18 protein-coding genes are annotated in these 20,766 nt (G+C 34.1%); 5 read left to right on the top strand and 13 right to left on the bottom strand.

Annotation, left to right across the window (positions count from 1 at the left end; translation table 11 throughout):
• Positions 1-103: 103 nt before the first annotated feature.
• The 9 genes from LPB248_RS13190 to LPB248_RS13230 form a co-directional block, all read right to left on the bottom strand.
• The gene (locus tag LPB248_RS13190; protein ID WP_177211852.1) at positions 104-1,315 is read right to left on the bottom strand and encodes a cytochrome c3 family protein; all 1,212 of its coding nucleotides are present in this window, start codon (positions 1,313-1,315) and stop codon (positions 104-106) included.
• A gap of 83 nt (positions 1,316-1,398) precedes the next feature.
• Positions 1,399-1,755, bottom strand: a complete 357-nt coding sequence (locus LPB248_RS13195) for a hypothetical protein (protein ID WP_177211853.1) — start codon at positions 1,753-1,755, stop codon at positions 1,399-1,401.
• A gap of 96 nt (positions 1,756-1,851) precedes the next feature.
• Positions 1,852-2,208 carry a hypothetical protein gene (locus LPB248_RS13200; RefSeq protein WP_177211854.1) on the bottom strand — a complete coding sequence of 119 codons (357 nt, stop codon included), beginning with the start codon at positions 2,206-2,208 and terminating at the stop codon, positions 1,852-1,854.
• A gap of 160 nt (positions 2,209-2,368) precedes the next feature.
• Positions 2,369-3,283: an alpha/beta hydrolase gene (locus tag LPB248_RS13205; RefSeq protein WP_177211855.1), complete on the bottom strand. Its 915-nt coding sequence runs from the start codon at positions 3,281-3,283 to the stop codon at positions 2,369-2,371.
• The gene (locus LPB248_RS13210) at positions 3,284-4,567 is read right to left on the bottom strand and encodes an MFS transporter (RefSeq protein ID WP_177211856.1); all 1,284 of its coding nucleotides are present in this window, start codon (positions 4,565-4,567) and stop codon (positions 3,284-3,286) included.
• Positions 4,554-6,257, bottom strand: a complete 1,704-nt coding sequence (gene recJ / locus LPB248_RS13215; RefSeq protein ID WP_177211857.1) for a single-stranded-DNA-specific exonuclease RecJ — start codon at positions 6,255-6,257, stop codon at positions 4,554-4,556. The genes LPB248_RS13210 and recJ overlap by 14 nt, the downstream gene beginning before the upstream one ends.
• A 216-nt stretch (positions 6,258-6,473) precedes the next feature.
• Positions 6,474-6,818 (bottom strand): HopJ type III effector protein, encoded by a 345-nt coding sequence (locus LPB248_RS13220; RefSeq protein WP_177211858.1) that lies wholly within the window; start codon positions 6,816-6,818, stop codon positions 6,474-6,476.
• Positions 6,819-6,936: 118 nt separating this feature from the next.
• The gene (gene rsmI / locus LPB248_RS13225; protein WP_177211859.1) at positions 6,937-7,656 is read right to left on the bottom strand and encodes a 16S rRNA (cytidine(1402)-2'-O)-methyltransferase; all 720 of its coding nucleotides are present in this window, start codon (positions 7,654-7,656) and stop codon (positions 6,937-6,939) included.
• A 45-nt stretch (positions 7,657-7,701) separates the two neighbouring features.
• Complete coding sequence (locus LPB248_RS13230) at positions 7,702-8,754, bottom strand: hypothetical protein (protein ID WP_177211860.1); 1,053 nt, start codon at positions 8,752-8,754, stop codon at positions 7,702-7,704.
• A 235-nt stretch (positions 8,755-8,989) separates the two neighbouring features.
• Between LPB248_RS13230 and LPB248_RS13235 the strand changes: the two genes are divergently transcribed.
• Positions 8,990-9,580, top strand: coding sequence for a thymidine kinase (locus LPB248_RS13235; protein WP_177212547.1), 591 nt, complete (start codon positions 8,990-8,992; stop codon positions 9,578-9,580).
• Between the two features lie 28 nt (positions 9,581-9,608).
• Positions 9,609-10,046: a hypothetical protein gene (locus LPB248_RS13240; protein ID WP_177211861.1), complete on the top strand. Its 438-nt coding sequence runs from the start codon at positions 9,609-9,611 to the stop codon at positions 10,044-10,046.
• 354 nt (positions 10,047-10,400) lie between these two features.
• On the opposite strand, the gene rpoN is transcribed toward LPB248_RS13240, so the two are convergent.
• The 4 genes from rpoN to LPB248_RS13260 form a co-directional block, all read right to left on the bottom strand.
• Complete coding sequence (gene rpoN, locus LPB248_RS13245; RefSeq protein WP_177211862.1) at positions 10,401-11,861, bottom strand: RNA polymerase factor sigma-54; 1,461 nt, start codon at positions 11,859-11,861, stop codon at positions 10,401-10,403.
• Positions 11,862-11,998: 137 nt separating this feature from the next.
• Positions 11,999-13,444, bottom strand: coding sequence for an asparagine--tRNA ligase (gene asnS, locus LPB248_RS13250; RefSeq protein ID WP_177211863.1), 1,446 nt, complete (start codon positions 13,442-13,444; stop codon positions 11,999-12,001).
• Between the two features lie 333 nt (positions 13,445-13,777).
• Entirely contained in the window at positions 13,778-14,083 is a 306-nt protein-coding gene (locus LPB248_RS13255) for a hypothetical protein (protein WP_177211864.1), read from the bottom strand.
• 22 nt (positions 14,084-14,105) lie between these two features.
• On the bottom strand, positions 14,106-16,472 hold the full coding sequence (locus LPB248_RS13260; RefSeq protein WP_177211865.1) for an efflux RND transporter permease subunit: 2,367 nt from the start codon (positions 16,470-16,472) through the stop codon (positions 14,106-14,108).
• 288 nt (positions 16,473-16,760) lie between these two features.
• On the opposite strand from LPB248_RS13260, the gene LPB248_RS13265 reads away from it, so the two are divergent.
• From LPB248_RS13265 to LPB248_RS13275, 3 genes are all read left to right on the top strand, one after another.
• Positions 16,761-17,522: a sensor histidine kinase gene (locus LPB248_RS13265; RefSeq protein WP_177211866.1), complete on the top strand. Its 762-nt coding sequence runs from the start codon at positions 16,761-16,763 to the stop codon at positions 17,520-17,522.
• Positions 17,485-18,204, top strand: a complete 720-nt coding sequence (locus LPB248_RS13270) for a LytR/AlgR family response regulator transcription factor (protein WP_177211867.1) — start codon at positions 17,485-17,487, stop codon at positions 18,202-18,204. The genes LPB248_RS13265 and LPB248_RS13270 overlap by 38 nt, the downstream gene beginning before the upstream one ends.
• Before the next feature lie 113 nt (positions 18,205-18,317).
• Complete coding sequence (locus LPB248_RS13275; RefSeq protein WP_177211868.1) at positions 18,318-20,588, top strand: cation:proton antiporter; 2,271 nt, start codon at positions 18,318-18,320, stop codon at positions 20,586-20,588.
• The last annotated feature ends 178 nt before the right edge of the window (positions 20,589-20,766 follow it).

The raw sequence follows: 20,766 nt of genomic DNA on the forward strand, positions 1-20,766 counted from the left end.
CGAAAGTTAAAAGTCGAAAGGCAAAAGTCGAAAGTTGGAAAGGTCAAATCTTATTGTTGAACTTGATTCAAAGCCCTTTGTCAAAAATTTTAAAGCAAAATTTTTATTTTGCGCTCGTTGGATAAATGCCGATTTTATGCGTTCGCAAAATATATTCTGAAAGCTGTTTGCTGTTTGAAAGCTGAAACTTAATTGCTCCAGAGGCTTTTTTCGGCATATGGCATTCTACGCAATTGCTGGCCAATAACTTTTCAGGCATTGTTTTTAAAGTAGTTTCTTTGTGCTTTAAGCCTTGATGACAACTCATACAGATTTTAGAATAAGAAGCCAAGTTTTTGGAAGCATTTTCATGCGGATTGTGGCAGGTGATGCAATCCATTTTATCGCTTTTCATAAAACATTTGCTTTGCGCCATTAATCGATACTGATTGCCATGAACATCAAAATTTGTTGTATCATTAATACTTTTAGTCTCACGAAAGTATTCGGATAAATTATCTCCAGGTTTAAATTCAAAACGCGATTTTAATTTCATTCCATCATTTCCTGCGTGACATAAAGCACACGCATCTAATTTTTGCTGTCTGTTTAGAGTTTTAAAACTTGTAATGCTATTGGCAACTTTGATATTTGGATTTTTTAAATGAAACTCAACGTGTTTTTTGGCTGGACCGTGGCAGCGCTCACAATCAATTCCGTAAACAACTGTTTCTTTTTTAATGATATCTTCAACATCCATAGACATCATATTTCTTTGTTCAGAATTTTGATTGACGCTTCTGCTGCTGGCATTTGAGGCGTGGCACGAATAGCAATCTTTAACTACCATTCGATCAAAATAAGGCTTGTCGGCAGGAAAACCGGGACTTGTTGCCCAATTGTTTATGGAGTGATAAAAAGAAACTGGCAATTCGTATGTATTGTTGTCTTTCCAGTAAACTGAAGTTTGAGCATGTTTGGTTCCAAAAACAATTTCAAATTTGTATTTGGCTGTTTCTTTACCATTTTTATAAACAACTTGATACAAGCTGTCTCCATGTTTTTCCATTACCAATTTGGTCTCTTTATCGTAAATGAAAGTATGATTCTTGGAATCGAAGTCGCCAGAAACATTCCCTAAAATTGCTGGAGCGGTCGCTTTAAAATGCGAACTTTTGAATGCCATATCAGATTGTACTTTATGGCATTGTATACAACTTTCTGAACCCGCATAATCAGTTCCACGCGGATCAATGTATTCCTCTGATTTATTATTGCAGCTGGCAAAAAGAAGTGCCAGAACGGTTATGGTAAGTAGAAATGCAGCTTTTTTCATTGCTGTAAATATACTTTTTTTTGAATTGAATCAAAATATATTTCAATAATGAAAAAATGCTGTTAAAATATTTAGAATGCTTCTTAATTCATGCCAACTCCATAAACATATTCATCCAGTTCAATTTTAAATAAAGAACCTTCAACCAAATCTTTAATAGATTTTAATTCCGTCATGTTTACAGCCAGATCTATAGAATTGCAAGGTGTTTTCAATAAAAACTTATGGCAGGAGTATTTCATTTCGCAAGCTTCGCAACAAGCATTTTCTATCATGCTGTCTTCAATTAAATCGCAAAAATGATTTAATTCCTCAACCGTAAAATAAAAGCCAGTTTCTTTAAAAACCAATTGCACTTTGTCGGAAATCGTAGTATTGTGATCTTTCCAGTAAAAAGCTATTCCAAAGTTGTTATGATATATCTGCTCAATTTCTCTCATCGTAAATCCTTTTATTTCAACAAATATAAATATTATTTATATTAATTCTAAATAAGAAAATCATAAAAGTTTGAAAAAAATATTTTGTAGTTCGCTTTAGTTCATACCCGAACCATAGATATATTCATTGAGATTAAGTCGGAATAATGAACCATCAACCAAGTCTTTTATAGAATCTAATTCCATTGGTGATATTTCTAAATCTATCGCAACATATGGTGTTTTCAATAAAAATTTATCGAAGGCGCGTTTTACGCCACGTGTACCGTAGTTATTATGGTCTGTTACACAGTCTTCAATTAAATCGTGAAATTCATTCAATTCCTCAACTGAAAAATAAAATCCCATTTGCTTAAAAAGCAACTGGATTTTATCTGATATAATTTCGTTGCCTTCTTTCCAATAAAATGAAATTCCAAAATCGTTTCGGTATATCTGCTCGATGTCTTTCATGGCAATTTTTTTAGGCCACAAAGATACGAACTGTTTGTATTAATACTTGACTAAGAAAAGCATAAAAAAAAGCTAAAAACCAATATGACTATTTGATTTTTAGCTATTTATAAAGTGTTCGTGATTTTGTTTTTTTATGGAATTCTATCTTATTATAAGATTATTTCAGCCAATTTTTTAGCTTAGAAATAAATGCTGCCTGTTGGTCAACAAATAAATAATGAGAGCAATTGTCAAGAAAAGCGAAATGTTTTTCTCCAGTTATTGCCTTTAGAGAGTTGATTTGATCCGATGAAAAAATTCCATCATCTTTTCCGTAAATTCCATAAATAGAAACTCCAGCGGTTTTGATTTTCTTTAAAAAAGGTCTACTATCAATGTTGTTTTGTTTTTCGTTTTGATAGAAGAGAAGCGGAGCATTTTTATTTCGAATATTAGTTTTATAAAATTCACCAGCTTCATAATCGGCATATAATTTTTTAGATGCTGCAGTTGGATTTGGCATTTTAAAATAGCCATTTTCACCAGCAAGCTCATAACATCCTTTTCTGTATTCGGCTGAGTTTTTATTTAGATTTTCAACAATGCTGATTTTTTTTAATTGTTCAGAATCGGTGCTGTACTTTTTCTTCAGCGTATTTAAAATGTGATCGTAAGTTTCCTGTTGAGAAAATAAAGCGCTAGCCAAAACCAAAGCGCTTACATTTTGCGGATATTTATTTGTATAAAGTGTCGCAACTAAACCTCCAAAACTATGACCTAAAATAACAGCCTTCTTTAAGTGATATTTTGTATAAATTGAATTCAAATCCTGAAAAGCTTCTTCGTAAGTAAATTTTGCATTAGGATCTGTCGATCTTCCTTCGCCTCTTCGGTCGTAAGCGATAACATAAAAACCTTGATCCGCTAGTTTTTGAGCTGTTGTTCCTTCAAATAATGTTGAATTGCCACTTGGTCCTCCGTGAATGAAAATTATAGGCTTGTTCTTTTCATTTCCGTAAGTTTTGATATAGAGATTTTGCCCTTTTGCGAAAAAGGAAAATATTAGAAATAAAGAAAGAAAAAATGACTTCATCTATTCTAATTTATGATGATCGTCCATATCTTTTTTCAAATCTAAATTTCTGAAAGTTGGAGATTTCAATGCAGTGAAAATTACGGTTAAAAGTGTAACACTTCCTCCAAAAACAACCGATGTTACAGCACCCATCAATTTGGCAGTGGCACCACTTTCGAAAGCGCCTAATTCATTAGAAGATCCAACAAAAATTGAATTTACGGCACCAACACGTCCACGCATGTGGTCTGGAGTTTTAAGCTGTAAAATCGTTTGGCGAATAACTACTGAAATCCCGTCAGCTAATCCACTTAAGAATAATGCGAAAACAGAAAGCCAGAAATAAGTAGAAAGTCCAAATAAAATGATGGATAATCCGAAAACAAAGATGGCGATTAAAAGTTTCTTTCCAGCATTTTTATATAAAGGCACATAAGCCGAAACAATCATTGTAATAAAGGCGCCTACAGCAGGAGCGGCTCTTAAAATTCCGAAACCTTCAGAACCTACTTTCAAGATGTCTTGAGCAAAAACGGGTAATAAAGCTACCGCGCCTCCAAAAAGTACTGCAATCATATCAAGTGATAATGCGCCTAAAACAATTTTGTTTTTAAATACAAAAGTTAAACCTTCCGTAAGACTATCTTTTATTGATTCTCCAATCTTAGGATTGATGATTGGTTTTGCACTGATTTGCGATAAGGCAATTAAGGAAAGAATTGAGAATCCAAAAACCAAACACATTGACCAATGAACACCAATCCAGTTGATTGAAAATCCTGCTAATGCTGGTCCCATAACGGCTCCAATCTGCCAAACCGAACTGCTCCAAGTTGCCGCATTTGGATATACTTTTTTAGGAATAATTAAGGATAAAAGTGAGAAGATAGTTGGTCCCATAAAAGCACGAACCAATCCTCCAAAAAATACTAAAGCGTAAATTGAATACAAGATTACATTTGAAGACCAGCCGCCAACAACTTTTGGCCAAGTCAACAAAAATAATCCAAAACTGATTACTGAAAATCCTAAAATACATTTTACCAATAATCCTTTCTTTTCTCTTTGATCGACAATATGTCCAGCAAATAAAGCCATTCCGACAGCTGGGATAACTTCCATTAAACCAATAATTCCTAACGAAAGCGGATTTTTAGTTAAACTATAAACTTCCCATTCGATAACAATAAACTGCATTGACCAGGCAAAAACCATCGCAAAACGCAATAATAAAAATACGTTGAATTCTCTATAACGAAGCGCCTGATACGGATCAGGTTTATTGGATTTAATCTCTTCCATCTGTTCTAATGTCTTTCAGCATAAGCTGAGTTGAAATTGTACCGTTCCATTCATTTTCGGCAATTGTATACGCCAGCTGAAACGGGTTTTGATTTTTTGCTATGTTTAATTTTTTTCCGAGTCCAAAGCCAATTGCTGCAATTCCGTCGGAGTTATATTGTTTGACGAAAAGTCTTAAATGTTCTTCTTCTGCACCAAGAGTTTTGGCATAACCAGTGTCTTTTAAATCTCTGGTCATAAAAACAGGTGTCATATTTTGTGGGCCAAAAGGTTCAAATTGTTTTAAGATTCGAATTAGTTTTGGTGTAATGTCTGAGAAATTAATTTCGGCATCAATTTCTATTTCTGGAGTTCGCATCTCTGGAAGAATGGTTGTTTCGACTTGTTTTTCGAAAGCATCTTTAAAAAGCTGATAATTTTCGGCTTTTAAAGTCATTCCCGCTGCATACATGTGTCCTCCAAATTGTTCCAAATGTTCTGAGCATGCATCGAGTGCATTGTAAACATCAAAACCTTTTACAGATCGAGCAGAAGCGGCATATTTATCGCCGCTTTTAGTGAAAACCAAAGTCGGACGATAATAGGTTTCTATTAATCTTGAAGCCACGATTCCGATCACGCCTTTGTGCCAGTCTTCCTGAAAAACGACAGTAGAAAAACGCTCTTCTTCGTTGTTTTGTAAAATTTGCTGAAAAGCTTCTTTGGTAATTTTTTTATCTAAATCTTTTCGGTCGGCGTTATATTGTTCTATTTCTGAAGCGAATTGTTGTGCTTGTTCAAAATTAAATTCAGTCAATAATTCTACGGCGTGATTTCCGTGCTTGATTCTTCCGGCGGCATTAATTCGAGGAGAAATAATAAAGACGACATCGGTAATATCTAAAACTTTCTTTTTTACCTGATGAACCAATGCTTTAATTCCTGGCCGTGGTTCGCTGTTAATGACTTTCAGACCAAAGTGAGCTAAAACACGATTTTCTCCCGTTATCGGAACTATATCGGCAGCAATTGCTGTAGCCACTAAATCCAAATACGGAACTAAATCTTCAATAGTTTCATTTCGGTTTTGACCGAGAGCTTGAATAAGTTTAAAACCCACTCCGCAACCGCACAATTCATCGTAGGGATAAGAACAGTCTTCTCTTTTTGGATCTAAAACAGCAACCGCATCAGGAAGAAATTCTCCAGGACGGTGGTGATCACAAACAATAAAGTCGATGTTTCTCGCTTTCGCGTAAGCGATATGATCAATAGATTTGATACCGCAGTCGAGAGCTATAATTAAAGAAATTCCGTTGTCGTCAGCATAATCAATTCCTTTATACGAAATGCCATAACCTTCGTCGTAACGGTCGGGAATATATGTAGCAATATGAGGATAATGTGATTTTAAATAAGAAGAAACTAAAGAAACCGCCGTTGTCCCGTCTACGTCATAATCGCCGAAAACTAGAATGTTTTCTTTCTTTTGAATGGCTTGTTCGATTCTGGCAACAGCTTTGTCCATATCTTTCATTAAATACGGATCGTGCAAATGTTCTAAAGATGGACGAAAAAAATTTTTGGCATCTTCAAAAGTTTCAATACCACGCTGAATCAAAAGCGTTGCAACAAAATCTTCTACATTTAAAGCTTGCGCCAAATGTTTGACTTTTTCTTCAGAAGGTTTTGGTTTTAAGGTCCAACGCATTTTTAATTGTAGATTTTAGATCTTAGATTTTAGATTGGAAAAACCAAAAATCGTTTAATCTGGATAGGTAATTTTTTTTGCCACAGATTTAAAGATTTAAAAGGCTTTTTAATCTGTAGTAGAGATATTCACTTTTTAACTTTGTCAAAGTTTCAAACTTTGACAAAGTTTTTTAGAGTGTAGATTTCAAAAATCTAAAATCTACACTCTAAAATATTACTTCGCTTCTAAAGCATTTCCTTGAAATTGAATTCCGTCCCAACCTAAGTTGATGAAATTTCTAATGTTTTGATGATTTGTTCCGTTTGGATCTCCTAAAACTTCTTCAAAATAAAAAGCTCCAAAACACGCTAATGTTTCTTCTTTACTTAAGTTTTGCAGTTTTGCGAAAGAAAATAATTTGCAAGAACCTGAATTTTCGCCTGCAGCATTATGTTGTGTTCCGTTTTGAAAAGCAGTCGGAGTAAAGATGTAATTTTCTTCAATTACTGCAATAGTTTCTGGAAATGTGATTTGTGTTGGAGTTTGTTTTACTTTTTCTAAAAAGGCTTGAATGCTCATGATTTATTCTTTAATTATATTTTTTGGTTCATATTGTCAGTTCGAGCGGAGTCGAGAACCAAACGTGCATCTCGACTCCGCTCGATGTGACAAATGGAATTGAACTAATATTATTTTTTTATTCTTCTTCGTCCTTAGAAAACTTATTTTTCTTAGGTTCTTTTGTTATTGTTTTTCCAGCAACGACAACTACGATTTCCCCACGTGGTGCTGTTTTTTCAAAATGCGCCAGAACTTCTTTTGCCGTTCCGCGTACATTTTCTTCATGTAATTTTGATAATTCTCTTGAAACGCAAACTTGTCTATCCTCTCCAAAATATTGCACGAATTCTGCTAAAGTCTTAACGAGTTTATGCGGAGAAACGTATAAAATCATTGTTCGGGTTTCTTCGGCTAAAGCCAAAAATCTGGTTTGACGTCCTTTTTTATCAGGCAGAAAACCTTCAAAAACAAATTTATCATTTGGAAGTCCGCTGTTTACCAATGCTGGAACAAAAGCAGTTGCACCTGGAAGACATTCTACTTCGATTTTATTTTCTACGCAAGCGCGAGTTAATAAAAAACCTGGATCTGAAATAGCTGGAGTTCCAGCATCTGAAATCAAAGCGATAGTTTCGCCTGCTTTCAAACGTGCAATTAAATTTTCGGTGGTTTTGTGCTCGTTGTGCATATGATGGCTATGCATGTGCGTGCCAATCTCAAAATGCTTTAGGAGTTTTCCGCTTGTGCGTGTGTCTTCCGCCAAAATCAAATCGACTTCTTTCAAAACCCGAATGGCTCTAAAAGTCATGTCTTCAAGATTGCCAATTGGCGTTGGAACTATATATAATTTTGACATAGTTGTTTATTCGTGAAATGTAAAATGTGAGATGTGAAAATGACTTTATGAGAATTTTTTCTCGATAATTCCCATAAAGCGTTCCGCGTAATCGTCTTTTCCTTCCCAATTATTATAGTCTGGTTTTACCATGTCTTCGATAAAATCTTTTGCTTCGCTATAAGAATCAAAAGTCATTAATTGGTTTAAAACACGGCTGTAATCTTCTGTGCTGTTTCCGAAAAGATTTTTAGTGAAAGCAATTCTGTCGTTTAAATCGATATGAAAACCTCTTGCCAGTTTTTCATTTAAACTTACTGCCTTTGGCTGAACGGGAGTATCAAGAATAGCGGTTTCTACTTTTTTCTCTTCTTTAAAATCACTAATAGAAGGAGCTTTAACTGGAGGAACAGCTTCAAAACTTTCTACTTTTACAAATTGTGCATCGGCATAATTTATTCCAAAATCTTCAAATAAAATTGTTGGTTGTGTAGAACTCGCAGCTTTTGGCTCTTCTTTAATTTCTTCCTTGATTTCTTCTTTTATTGGTTCTGTTTCTAATTCGAAAGCAGGTTTGAAATCTGGAATTGGTTTTGATTCATTAACAGTTGTAAAAGAAAGTTCTTCAACAGGATTTTTAGTTTCTTCTGTTTTAATTTCAGATTCAATTATTTTCTCAGCAACTGGTTCTACAGTTTCTTCAATAATTGGTTCTTCAACTTCAGCAACGATTGGCTCAACAGTTTCTTCGATTATTGATTCTTCAACTTCAGTAATTGGTTCAGCAGTTTCAACAACTTCTGCTGACTTTTCTTCTGAAATTTCAGGTTCGTAAGATTCTTCAAGTGCAATAACTTTTTCTTCAGCAGGAGCTTCAAGTTCAATTATAGCTGGAATTGCATTTTCTTTTTCGAAAATCGTTTCCAATTCAGAAACAATATCATTTTGCCCAATTGTTGGTTTTACTGCGTCGAAATTCTCTTCGACAAATTTTAATACCGCTAATTTCTCATATAATTTCTGAGTTTCAAGATACAATTGATTGATATCGGATTTGTTTTTAAGTTTTAAAATTCGATGTGCAATGCTGATTAAATCAGCTTCCAATTTTTTTTTCATAACTGTTGAAATTATAGTGAATAAGGTATTTTTGTGTATTTAATGTCTGAATGTCTCTATTCTCAAGTAAATTCAGAAGATAATTTTTAATTTCTGTTAATACGCTTTCGCGAATCTAAGGTTTGGTAAAAATTTTCTACTTTTGAAAAAATGTAAAACAGTACATTTTTACATTAATTTATTGCCAGTACAAAGTAATAAAAACTATTCATTTTTAAAGGTAGAAAAATACAAAATGTTTCTCGAAAATACAGTAAATCACAAAGAACAATTTGGTTGGATTGAAGTTATTTGTGGATCAATGTTTTCGGGTAAAACCGAAGAGTTAATCCGAAGATTAAAACGCGCCCAATTTGCCAAACAAAGAGTCGAAATCTTTAAACCCGCTATTGATACTCGTTATCATGACGAAATGGTCGTGTCTCACGATGCCAACGAAATACGCTCAACTCCAGTGCCTGCTGCTGCCAATATTCTGATTTTGGCGCAAGGCTGTGATGTGATTGGTATTGATGAAGCTCAGTTTTTTGATGATGAAATTATCACAGTTTGCAACGACTTGGCCAATCAGGGAATTCGTGTGATTGTGGCAGGATTAGATATGGATTTTAAAGGAAATCCGTTTGGGCCAATGCCAGGCTTGATGGCAACAGCAGAATATGTTACTAAAGTTCATGCAGTTTGCACCAGAACTGGAAACTTAGCAAATTATAGTTTTAGAAAAACCGATAACGATAAATTGGTGATGCTTGGGGAAACAGAAGAATACGAACCACTTAGCCGTGCAGCGTATTTTAATGCAATGAAGAAAAACGAGGAAAAATAATCTTATTTTTATTTCAATTTTAAAAGCGATGCAAGAAAAACAAAAAACGAAAAAACAGAACATTTTATTATTAGTTATTATTGGAATTGCTTTGGCTGTTGCGGCGTATTTTCAGTTCTTCCTTTCGGAAAAAGCTGATGAGGTTAGTACCGAAATAACAGAATTGGTTGAAAAATATAATAAAAGCTGTCCGTTAAATATTCAGGAAGGAATTCGTTTAGACAGTGTCACTTTGCCACAAGAAAGAACTGTTCAGTATAATTTAACCTTGATGAAAGTGGCTAAAGAAACTGCAGAGATTAATGTAATTCAGGAAGAAATTAGAAAAAGTCTTTTAAGCACAGCAAAGGCAAATCCTGGATTGAAGGTTTTTAGAGAAAACGATTATACTTTGGTTTATAGCTATAGTGATAAAAAGAAAGTTTTTTTGTTTGATGTGAAAATATTGCCAGACGAATACAAATAGTTTAGCGTCTTCTTAGATGTTGCTAAACCCGACAGGTTTCTAAAACCTGTCGGGTTTTTTGCTTTAAAAGCATATATTCATTCCGTAGGAATGTCTGGTCGTTAGAAAATTTTAATTTGATTCGCCAGATATACGTTTCGTTGCGGTTCAGAATATTCATTGATAAATACAAGTGTCCCTACAGGACACAATCCAATAACCGGTAATTTTTTTTCTACTACCAACCAGATATTCCTACGGAATATTATTGATTTTAGCTAATTGATAAAAATAAAACCCGCCAGATTTTTAAAATCTAGCGGGTTTGTTTATTTAAATGAACTTATATTTCTTATATGGTCAAAAAAGAAAAAATTAAATCTTCTTTCTCATTCTCGCAACCGGAATATCTAATTGTTCACGATATTTTGCAATAGTTCTTCTTGCGATTGGATATCCTTTTTCTTTTAAGATTTCTGCCAATTGATCGTCTGGAAGTGGTTTTCTCTTGTCTTCTTCTTCAATCGTATTTTGAAGAATCTTTTTAATTTCTAAAGTCGAAACGTCTTCTCCTTGATCATTTTTCATGGCTTCAGAGAAGAATTCTTTAATCAATTTAGTTCCGTATGGTGTTTCAACATATTTGCTATTCGCCACACGCGAAATCGTTGAAATATCCAAACCAACCATATCAGCAATATCTTTTAAGATCATTGGTTTTAGTTTGGTTTCGTCGCCATCTAAGAAATATTCTTCCTGATAATGCATAATTGCATTCATCGTTACAAAAAGTGTTTCCTGACGTTGTCTAATCGCATCAATAAACCATTTAGCAGAATCTAGTTTTTGTTTGATAAACTGAACGGCATCTTTCTGCGCACTCGATTTATCACGAGATTCTTTGTACGTCTGCATCATTTCCTGGTAATCCTTAGAAACGTGTAGGGAAGGAGCATTTCTTCCGTTTAAAGTTAGCTCCAGTTCACCGTCAACAATTCTGATGGCAAAATCGGGAACAATGTTTTCTGTAACTTTATTGTTTCCTGCAAAAGAACCACCCGGTTTTGGGTTTAATCTTTCAATTTCATGAATTGCTTTTTTAAGCTGTTCGTTAGAAACGCTGTATTTCTGTAAAAGCTTATCGTAATGTTTCTTTGTAAAAGCATCAAACTGATTTTCGATAATGTCAATGGCTAAATCAACATATTCAGTTGGTGTTTTATGTTTTAGTTGAAGCAATAAACATTCTTGTAAATCACGTGCGCCGACTCCCGAAGGTTCCAATTCATGAATTACCGTCAACATTTTTTCAACCATTGCTTCATCAGTGTAAATTCCCTGAGTGAAAGCCATATCGTCTACGATGTCCGGAATGCTTCTTCGGATGTAACCCATATCATCGATACTTCCAACAAGGAATTCAGCGATTTCGCGCTCTTCATCGTTCAAAATAAAAGTATTCAGCTGATTGATTAAGTCCTGATGGAAACTTATCGGAGCTGCAAAAGGAGTTTCGCGTTCTTCGTCGTCGCTGTAATTGTTTACCTGAGTTTTGTAATCAGGTGTATCGTCGTCGCTTAGATATTCGTCAATATTAATGTCGTCTGCTTCGATTCTGTCAGATTCTGCATCATCATAATCGTCGTAGTCTTCATTAGCGTATTCATCAGCTTCGTAATCATCTTCTTTTCCAGCTTCAAGAGCCGGATTTTCGTTCATTTCTTCTAATAAACGTTGTTCAAAAGCTTGCGTAGGCAATTGAATTAACTTCATCAGCTGAATTTGCTGTGGAGATAATTTTTGGGATAATTTTAAATTTAAAAATTGCTTTAGCATTTGATTTTGTTAAAAGTTTCAAGTTTCAAATTTCAGGTTGAAGAACGTGCTGCAACTTGAAACTTGAAACCTGAAACAAATTTTATTATATTTTAAAACCTTAGAATCTTAGTACCTCAGTACCTTAGAACCTCAGATTAAAATTCTGCACTACCAGGAGTCCTTGGGAAAGGAATTACGTCTCTGATGTTTGTCATTCCAGTTACAAACAATACCAAACGCTCAAATCCTAAACCGAAACCTGCGTGAGTTGCCGATCCAAATCTTCTAGTGTCTAAGTACCAGTATAATTCTTCTTTATCAATTCCTAGTTTTTCCATTTTCTCAACCAGAACATCGTAACGCTCTTCTCTTTCAGAACCACCAACAATTTCTCCAATTCCAGGGAAAAGGATGTCCATTGCACGAACAGTTTCTCTTCCTGGTTCTGTGTTGTCATTCAAACGCATGTAAAACGCTTTAATGTTTGCTGGGTAATCGTATAAAATTACTGGACATTTAAAGTGTTTTTCAACCAAGAAACGCTCGTGTTCTGATTGTAAATCAGCTCCCCATTCGTTGATTAAATATTGGAATTTCTTCTTTTTATTTGGAGTTGAATCTCTTAAAATATCAATTGCTTCTGTATAAGAAACACGTTTGAAGTTGTTCTCCAATACAAAGTTCAATTTCTCTAACAAAGCCATTTCGCTTCTTTCAGCCTGTGGTTTTGATTTTTCTTCTTCTAAAAGTCTTCCTTCTAAGAATGCTAAATCGTCTTTACAGTTGTCTAACGCATATTTGATTACGTACTGAATAAAATCTTCAGCCAAATCCATGTTGTCATCCAAATCGTTAAAAGCAACTTCAGGCTCAATCATCCAGAATTCTGCCAAGTGACGAGAAGTGTTTGAGTTTTCTGCTCTAAACGTTGGCCCAAAAGTATAAATCTGACCCAAAGCCATAGCAAAAGTTTCACCTTCTAACTGTCCAGAAACCGTTAAGTTCGTGTGTTTTCCAAAGAAATCTTTTTTGAAGTCAATGTTTCCTTCTTCATTTTTTGGAAGATTATCCAATGGTAAAGAAGTAACTTGGAACATTTCTCCAGCACCTTCAGCGTCAGCTCCAGTGATAATTGGCGTGTTTACATACACAAAACCTTTTTGTTGGAAATAGCTGTGAACCGCATAAGATAAAACCGAACGCACACGCATAATCGCACCAAAAGCATTTGTACGTACACGTAAGTGAGCGTTTTCACGTAAAAATTCTAAAGAGTGTTTTTTAGGCTGCATTGGGAATTTCTCAGCATCAGAATCTCCAAGGATTTCAAGTTTGTTTACTTGAATTTCATATTTCTGACCTGCACCTTTACTTTCAACCAAAGTTCCAATTACAGAAACTGCTGCTCCAGTAGTGATTCTTTTTAAAGTCTCTTCTGGTGTATTTTCAAAGTCAACAACACATTGAATATTATTAATTGTAGAACCGTCATTTAGCGCGATGAACTGATTATTTCTAAAAGTTCTCACCCATCCTTTTGCATTCACTTCCTGTAGCGTCGTCGTACTGTTTAATAAGTCTTTAACCTTTGTGTGTCTCATTTTTATATAATTGATATTAAATAATATTCATTTTGAACAACTGCAAATATAATCGATAATAATTAATTTTTGAAGCTGTTTCCCGCTCTTCGCTATATCTTTCTATTTTTAAAGGAAAAATAGAAAAGATGCCGCTTCGATCAGGGCTAGGGCATTTGGTTCCAAAAGAAATAATTTTCTTCTTTTTGTCATTTCGACGAAGGAGAAATCTCCGTAAGAAACTCGACAAAGTTAGGAATTACTATGCGGAGCTGCTTGTGGAGATTTCTCCTTCGTCGAAAAGACAAGTTTGCGGTAGGCCTTTTTTACAAATAATCCGTAGATATATGCCGATCATTTTTTTATATTTTCTACTTGACCTTTTAACTGCTCAATATTTCCATTTATAAGCTCTACGAATAGTAATCTTGCTTGATTGATGTCTTTTAGTTGTTTAATTATTTGATTTTCAGAGTCTCCTGAATAAATGATGAATAATTGAAGATTCTTATGGATTTCCAGTACATTTTCATCTTCATCTACAACCCAAAAAGCACCATGCTCTTCATCTGATTGTTCTAGTTCTTCAAAAGCTAAATCTAAATTTTCTATTGTACAATTATCAAATGACGATGAATTTGCAGATTCTAAATATATCATTACTTTAGTATTGAATAAAATCTTATTTCTCCAAATTCTCCAATTCCTCTTTTCTTGTTTTCTTCTTCTCAAAAGTTAAAACCAGCGATGGTAGAACAACCAAGTTAGCAAACATTGCAAAAACCAAAGTACAAGAAATTAATCCTCCTAAAGCGATTGTTCCGCTGAAGCTTGATAACGTAAAAGTCGCAAAACCTAAGATCAAAACGATAGAAGTGTAGAATGTACTTACTCCAGTTTCTCTTAAAGCGCTGAAAACAGATTTTTTTACTTTTCCTTTATTTTGAGTCAATTCATCTTTGTATTTCGCCATAAACTGAATGGCATTATCAACCGAGATTCCGAAAGCGATACTGAATACCAAAATCGTCGAAGGTTTTAGCGGAATTCCGAAATAACCCATTAATCCCGAAGTGATGCAAAGCGGTAAAATATTTGTAATCAAAGAAGCTGCTACCATTTTGAACGAACGGAATAAATACAGCATCAAGATTGCAATAGTTAAAATCGCAAACAATAATGATTCAATTAAGTTATGCGCCAAATAAGTTGTTCCTTTCTGGAAAACCAATGCTTTTCCTGTAATCGTAACTTCGTAACGGTCTTTCGGGAAAATTTCGTCAATTTTCTTGCGAAGTTTTCCTTCTACTTTTGCCATTTCATCTGTTCCAATATCTTTCATAAAAGTCGTGATTCTGGCATATTGCCCAGTAGAATCAACATACGCTTTCATTAGGTTTTCTTTACTGTTTTTGGTTGCATTTTTAGCATAACCTAAAATAAAAGTCTGTTCCTGAGAAGTTGGCAATTGATAATATTCTGGGTTTCCGTTGTAGAAAGCCTGTTTTGCATATTTAACCAAGTTTACAACAGAAACTGGTTTTGCCAATTCTGGAATTTCAGAAATGGTATTTTGCAATTCGTCCATTTTACGAATTGTCGCTGGCTTCATAACACCTTTTTTCTTTTTGGTGTCAATCATAATTTCAAGTGGCATTACACCGTTGAACTCTTTTTCGTAAAATAAAATATCCTTAAAGAAAGAAGCGCTTTTTGGCATTTCGCCAATCAAACTTCCAGAAACTTTCATTTGTCTAACTCCATTCAAACTCACAAGAAACAGAACAGCGTAAATGCAATAAACAATTGTCTTTTTGCCTTTAACGATAGTTGTAACTGTATTTAAAAGTGTTGAAATGTAAGTTTTGTCTAAGTGATATAAATGTTTCTCTTTTGGCAATGGCATAAAACTGTAAATAATTGGCACGATAAAAAGTGTCAAAGTATAAACAGAAATCACGTTGATAGAAGTTACCAATCCAAACTCAAAAAGCAGTTCGTTTCCTGTAATCATCAAAGTTGCAAAACCAATTGCTGCCGTTAAGTTGGTCATAAAAGTTGAATGCCCAATTTTTGAAATAACACGCTGTAAAGCTTTTGCCTGATTGTTGTGTATTTTGATTTCCTGCTGATATTTGTTGATCAGGAAAATACAGTTTGTAATTCCGATTACGATAATCAGCGGCGGAATAATTGCTGTTAAAATCGTGATTTTATAACCAAATAAACCAAGTGTTCCAAACGACCAAGTTACTCCGACAATTAAAATACAGATTGAAATAAACGTAGCTCTGAATGAACGGAAGAAGAAAAAGAAAATCAAAGAAACGGTCAATAAAGACGCTCCAATAAATAATCCGATTTCGCCTTTCATATTGTCTGCGTTAATCGTTCTGATGTATGGCATTCCAGAAACTTTAAGATCGATTCCGGTTGTTTTTTCGAATTTATCGATTTTAGGAACCAAATCATTCAAGATGAAAGTCTTTCTTTCAGCTGTATTTACCAGCGCTTTGTTCATGTAGATTGCAGATCGAACGCTTCCGCTTTCTTTGTTAAACAGCAATCCTTCGTAAAAAGGAAGATTGTGAAACAAATCGTATTGGACGCTTTTTAAATAATTGGCGTCAAGTACTTTGCTTTCATCAATAAACGGTGCTAGAACAAACTTTTGGTTTACCGTATCTTTTTCAAGTTTCTTTAAATCATTCAAAGAAATTACCAAATCAACTTCTTTGGCTTTTTTCAAACCGTTCATCAATTCGGTCCAGGCCGCATAATTTTTTGGTGTAAAGAATTTAGGATCTTTAAAACCAATAACAATTAAGTTTCCTTCTTCGCCAAATTTGTCTAAGAATTTTTGATAATCTTTATTTGCAACATGATCTTTCGGAAGCAGGTTTGCCTCGGTGTAAGTCATAGAAAGATTCTTCCACTGATAACCAAAGAAAAGAGTTAAAGCAGAAAGTATAACCAGAATCGTAATTCGGTTTTTAAGTATGATTCGGGCAAGTTTTTCCCAAAATCCAACTTGGACAGTGTTTTTCATAAAATCTTTAAAAATGGATGCAAATGTAGTGAAAAGTGCTCGAAATCATAAATATTCCGTTCTATTTTACTTAACGTTAACACAAAAATGAAAGTGCCATTATTGTGATAATCTGTCCGTTTTTACTTCTAAACCATTAGGTTTTCTCATATTTGCATATAATTTCTATTTGGAGAAGATTTGAATCGGATAGTTTTCCTAATGAAAAAGGTCCCACAATGCCTTAACAGATTGGAGCAGATTCAGTAATTTTAGTCTTGAATTTGTCATAAATATAAAAAGAAGCAAATGCAGCAAAACAATACAACAACTTTTATTTTTCTGGCAATTCTATTGCTTTTGATCGTCATTATTTGTTTTATGGTCTATCAATTAATGCAGGCCAAAAAAGCAAAAGAAGATGCCGAAAAAAGTTTTTATGCATTGGAAGTAAAGGTGAACGATTTGCAATTGGAAAATTTAGAATCGAAACTGAATCCGCATTTGTTTAAAAATATACTGAATTCGATTCAGTCGCATGCATATCAGACTTATTTTGCTCTAGATAAACTGGCCAATGTCTTGGATTATATTTTATACGAAAGCAAAAAGAAGTTTGTGACGGCTAAAGAGGAAATTGATTTTGCTTTGAATTTAATCGAAATTAATAAAATTAAAATCAGTCCGCTTTTTGAGCTTAAGGTTAAAACCAACATTAATGAGGAAGATAAATTGTACGATCAGCCTTTGTTGGCGCCTTTAATTTCGATTGATTTAATTGAAAATGCTTTCAAACACGCCGATCTTCAAAGTGCAGATGCTTTTATTTCGGTGGTTTTTGAATTTAAAAACAATGCTTTTTTTATGACGGTTTCCAATAAAATCTCCGATAAAAAAGTACTGAAAAAAGAACGAAGTGGTTTTGGCCATGCGACTCTCGAACACCGCCTTCGCATTATTTATAAGAATAATTTCAAACTCGATAAGTTTGTAGAAAATGATGTCTACATTGCTCATCTAAAAATAGATTTACTTGAATACAAAACTGAAATGCTTGCTTCTGGACGATGAGATTCCAGGATTGACTTATTTGAAAATGCTTTGCGAGCAAATTCCAGAATTGGAAATTGTAAAAACATTTAATAATCCGCAAAAACTATTATCTGATATTCCAGAACTGGACTTTGATCTCTTGATTTCTGATATCGAAATGCCAGGAATGGATGGTCTGCATTTGGCTGAACTGCTAGATCATAAATTGGTGATTTTTTGTACCGCGTATAAAGAATATGCTGCCGATGCTTTTAATATTGATGCTGTAGATTATATCACCAAACCTGTGAAATTAGAACGGCTTCAAAAAGCAGTTTCAAAAGCGCTGGAACGTTTCGATAAATCAGATAATTCAAAGAAGTTTATTCAGCTTAATACGGACAAAGGAAAAACGCTGCTGTATTTTAATAAAATTCAATATATAAAAACCGCTTTGAGCGATAGCCGAGACAAAACGGTTCTGCTTGCTGACGGAAGTTTTTTGAATTTGAAAAATGTAAAATTCGATACGCTTTTAAATGAATTGCCAGATGCCGATTTCTGTCGAATTAATAAAAAAGAAATTGTAGCTGTAAAAGCCATCAAATTCTTCAATCATAATGAAATTGTGCTTCATCATTTAGAAGAAAACAATAAAAATACAGCCTTAATTTTAAGCGAAACCTATCGTTCTGATTTTTTGAAAAAAGTAAAATTATAACTTATTACAAAGTTTTTCCGACTTGTTACATACATTGAAAATTAGCAGGAAATTTGCTTTTTCACTTAAAACTCAGTTCTGATATTTGCTGCAATAAATTTAAAGAACGAGTTATGAATAAGATTAAGAACTCTCTATTCTACGTAACAATTATTGGTGGTTTTACCGCCCTAATATATTGGGTAATTTCAAAAGGCGTCTCATTAGAAGCAGGACGTCATATTGTAAAGAAAAGTGTTGAAAGTAACCATTGGAAAGACTTTCTGCATTCGATGGTCGATAATTTGCAGCATCCTTTGGCCATCTTATTGGCACAAATCATTACTATAATTTTAGTAGCACGTTTGTTTGGCTGGTTTTTTAGAAAAATCGGACAACCTTCTGTAATTGGCGAAATGATTGCCGGAATTGTTTTAGGGCCATCTTTGGTCGGAATGTATTTTCCGGAGTTTTCGGCAGCTTTATTTCCAAAAGAGTCTTTAGGTAATCTACAGTTTTTAAGCCAAATCGGTTTAATTCTTTTCATGTTTGTTATTGGAATGGAATTGGATCTGAAAGTCTTGAAAAATAAAGCACACGATGCTGTTGTTATCAGTCACGCTAGTATTGTTATTCCGTTTGCTTTAGGATTGTCATTGGCCTATTTTATATATGAAACTTTTGCGCCTCAGGGAGTCGAATTTTCATCTTTCGGATTGTTTATGGGTATCGCGATGAGTATTACGGCTTTTCCTGTTTTGGCTAGAATTGTCCAAGAACGCGGCATGCAGAAAACAAAATTAGGAACCATTGCCATTACTTGTGCGGCTGCAGATGATATTACAGCTTGGTGTATTTTGGCGGTTGTTATTGCAATTGTAAAAGCAGGTTCGCTTTCAAGTTCATTATATGTAATCGGAATGGCGATTTTGTATGTGATCATCATGCTAAAAATTGTTCGTCCGTTCTTAAAAAGAGTAGGAGATTTAAATGCAACACGTGAAAGTTTGAATAAACCAGTTGTTGCCATTTTCTTTATTACACTTTTAATTTCTGCTTATGCTTCAGAATTAATCGGAATCCATGCTTTGTTTGGTGCTTTCTTAGCTGGAGCAATTATGCCAGAAAACAATAAATTCAGAAACATATTTATTGAGAAAGTAGAAGATGTTTCAATCATTGTTTTATTGCCTTTGTTTTTTGTGTTTACAGGTTTGCGTACGCAAATTGGATTATTGAACGATCCTGAATTATGGAAAATTACAGGTTTAATTATTTTGGTTGCTGTAGTTGGTAAATTCTTCGGAAGTGCTTTGGCGGCAAAATTCATGGGACAAAACTGGAAAGACAGTTTAGCAATTGGTGCCTTGATGAATACAAGAGGTTTAATGGAACTGGTAGTTTTAAATATCGGTTACGACCTTGGCGTGTTGTCTGCAGAAATTTTTACTATGATGGTAATTATGGCGTTGCTGACTACTTTTATGACTGGTCCAGCATTAGATCTTATCGAATTTATTTTTAAAGATAAAGTTACAGCTGTTCCAGAAGAAATTGGAACTAAGAGTAAATATAAAATCTTGCTTTCATTTGCTACTCCAGAAAGAGGTAAAAAACTGCTTCAGATTGCTAATAGTTTGGTTAAAAAACAAGGAGATAATTCTGTTGTGGCAGCGATGCATGTGTCTTTAAGTACCGAAGTGCATTCTTTTGATGTTAAAGAACACGAACGCAAAATGCTGGTTCCGATTATCGAAGAATCAAATCGTCTGAATCAGAATGTGGTGAGTTTGTTTAAAGTTTCTAATGATATTGATTCAGATATTATTGATACGGCTAATCAAGGCGAATATGATTTATTGCTGGTTGGTTTAGGACAATCTATTTTTGACGGAACTTTACTTGGGAAAATACTTGGCTTTACTACTCGAATCGTAAACCCAGATCGTTTGATTGATAAGTTTACAGGAAAAGAAGGATTATTTGAAAATTCTCCTTTTGATGAAAGAACACGTCATATTATTGCAAAGTCTAAGATGCCGGTCGGAATTTTTATTGACAAAGACCTAGAAGAAGTGAATCAGGTTTTGATGCCTGTTTTTAGTAAAGAAGATTCCTTTTTGATTGAATATGCTAAAAAATTAATCAATAATAACGGTTCTCAAATTACAGTTTTAGATGCTGGTGGAGAAGTGAAAAATACTAGAGAAATTCAAGAAACCATTCGTTCCATTGAACAGATTGCCCCAAATCACATCATGATTATGAATGACAGAACCTTGAAAAAAGAGTTTTTAGAAAGCCAAGATTTGATGATTATCAGTCTGGAAAGCTGGAAAAAACTAATAGAATCTCAAAGTATTTGGCTAAATAATTCTCCATCAGTTTTGATTCTGAAACCGTAAATTTTTTGAAACTCCAAAATTTTAAAATCCCAAATTCCAATTTTACTTATTGGGGTTTGGGATTTTTTTTAGCCACGAATTCACGAATTTTAATGAATTTCTTTACGTTGGACTTGTCGATAAATTGCACAAATTACTAGCTGAAATTCGTGAAATTCAGTCGTAAAATTTTCGCAAA

Source organism: Flavobacterium sp. LPB0248 (genome assembly GCF_013388355.1).
Taxonomy (GTDB): Bacteria; Bacteroidota; Bacteroidia; order Flavobacteriales; family Flavobacteriaceae; genus Flavobacterium.

Excerpts from the sequence above, each read along its gene's own strand:
- rsmI (WP_177211859.1), bottom strand. The coding sequence starts at position 7,656 with ATGTCAAAATTATATATAGTTCCAACGCCAATTGGCAATCTTGAAGAC.
- LPB248_RS13260 (WP_177211865.1), bottom strand. The coding sequence starts at position 16,472 with ATGAAAAACACTGTCCAAGTTGGATTTTGGGAAAAACTTGCCCGAATC.
- recJ (WP_177211857.1), bottom strand. The coding sequence starts at position 6,257 with ATGCGTTGGACCTTAAAACCAAAACCTTCTGAAGAAAAAGTCAAACAT.
- asnS (WP_177211863.1), bottom strand. The coding sequence starts at position 13,444 with ATGAGACACACAAAGGTTAAAGACTTATTAAACAGTACGACGACGCTA.
- LPB248_RS13265 (WP_177211866.1), top strand. The coding sequence starts at position 16,761 with ATGCAGCAAAACAATACAACAACTTTTATTTTTCTGGCAATTCTATTG.
- LPB248_RS13255 (WP_177211864.1), bottom strand. The coding sequence starts at position 14,083 with ATGATATATTTAGAATCTGCAAATTCATCGTCATTTGATAATTGTACA.
- LPB248_RS13275 (WP_177211868.1), top strand. The coding sequence starts at position 18,318 with ATGAATAAGATTAAGAACTCTCTATTCTACGTAACAATTATTGGTGGT.
- LPB248_RS13240 (WP_177211861.1), top strand. The coding sequence starts at position 9,609 with ATGCAAGAAAAACAAAAAACGAAAAAACAGAACATTTTATTATTAGTT.
- rpoN (WP_177211862.1), bottom strand. The coding sequence starts at position 11,861 with ATGCTAAAGCAATTTTTAAATTTAAAATTATCCCAAAAATTATCTCCA.
- LPB248_RS13210 (WP_177211856.1), bottom strand. The coding sequence starts at position 4,567 with ATGGAAGAGATTAAATCCAATAAACCTGATCCGTATCAGGCGCTTCGT.
- LPB248_RS13195 (WP_177211853.1), bottom strand. The coding sequence starts at position 1,755 with ATGAGAGAAATTGAGCAGATATATCATAACAACTTTGGAATAGCTTTT.
- LPB248_RS13230 (WP_177211860.1), bottom strand. The coding sequence starts at position 8,754 with ATGAAAAAAAAATTGGAAGCTGATTTAATCAGCATTGCACATCGAATT.
- LPB248_RS13235 (WP_177212547.1), top strand. The coding sequence starts at position 8,990 with ATGTTTCTCGAAAATACAGTAAATCACAAAGAACAATTTGGTTGGATT.
- LPB248_RS13205 (WP_177211855.1), bottom strand. The coding sequence starts at position 3,283 with ATGAAGTCATTTTTTCTTTCTTTATTTCTAATATTTTCCTTTTTCGCA.
- LPB248_RS13190 (WP_177211852.1), bottom strand. The coding sequence starts at position 1,315 with ATGAAAAAAGCTGCATTTCTACTTACCATAACCGTTCTGGCACTTCTT.
- LPB248_RS13200 (WP_177211854.1), bottom strand. The coding sequence starts at position 2,208 with ATGAAAGACATCGAGCAGATATACCGAAACGATTTTGGAATTTCATTT.
- LPB248_RS13220 (WP_177211858.1), bottom strand. The coding sequence starts at position 6,818 with ATGAGCATTCAAGCCTTTTTAGAAAAAGTAAAACAAACTCCAACACAA.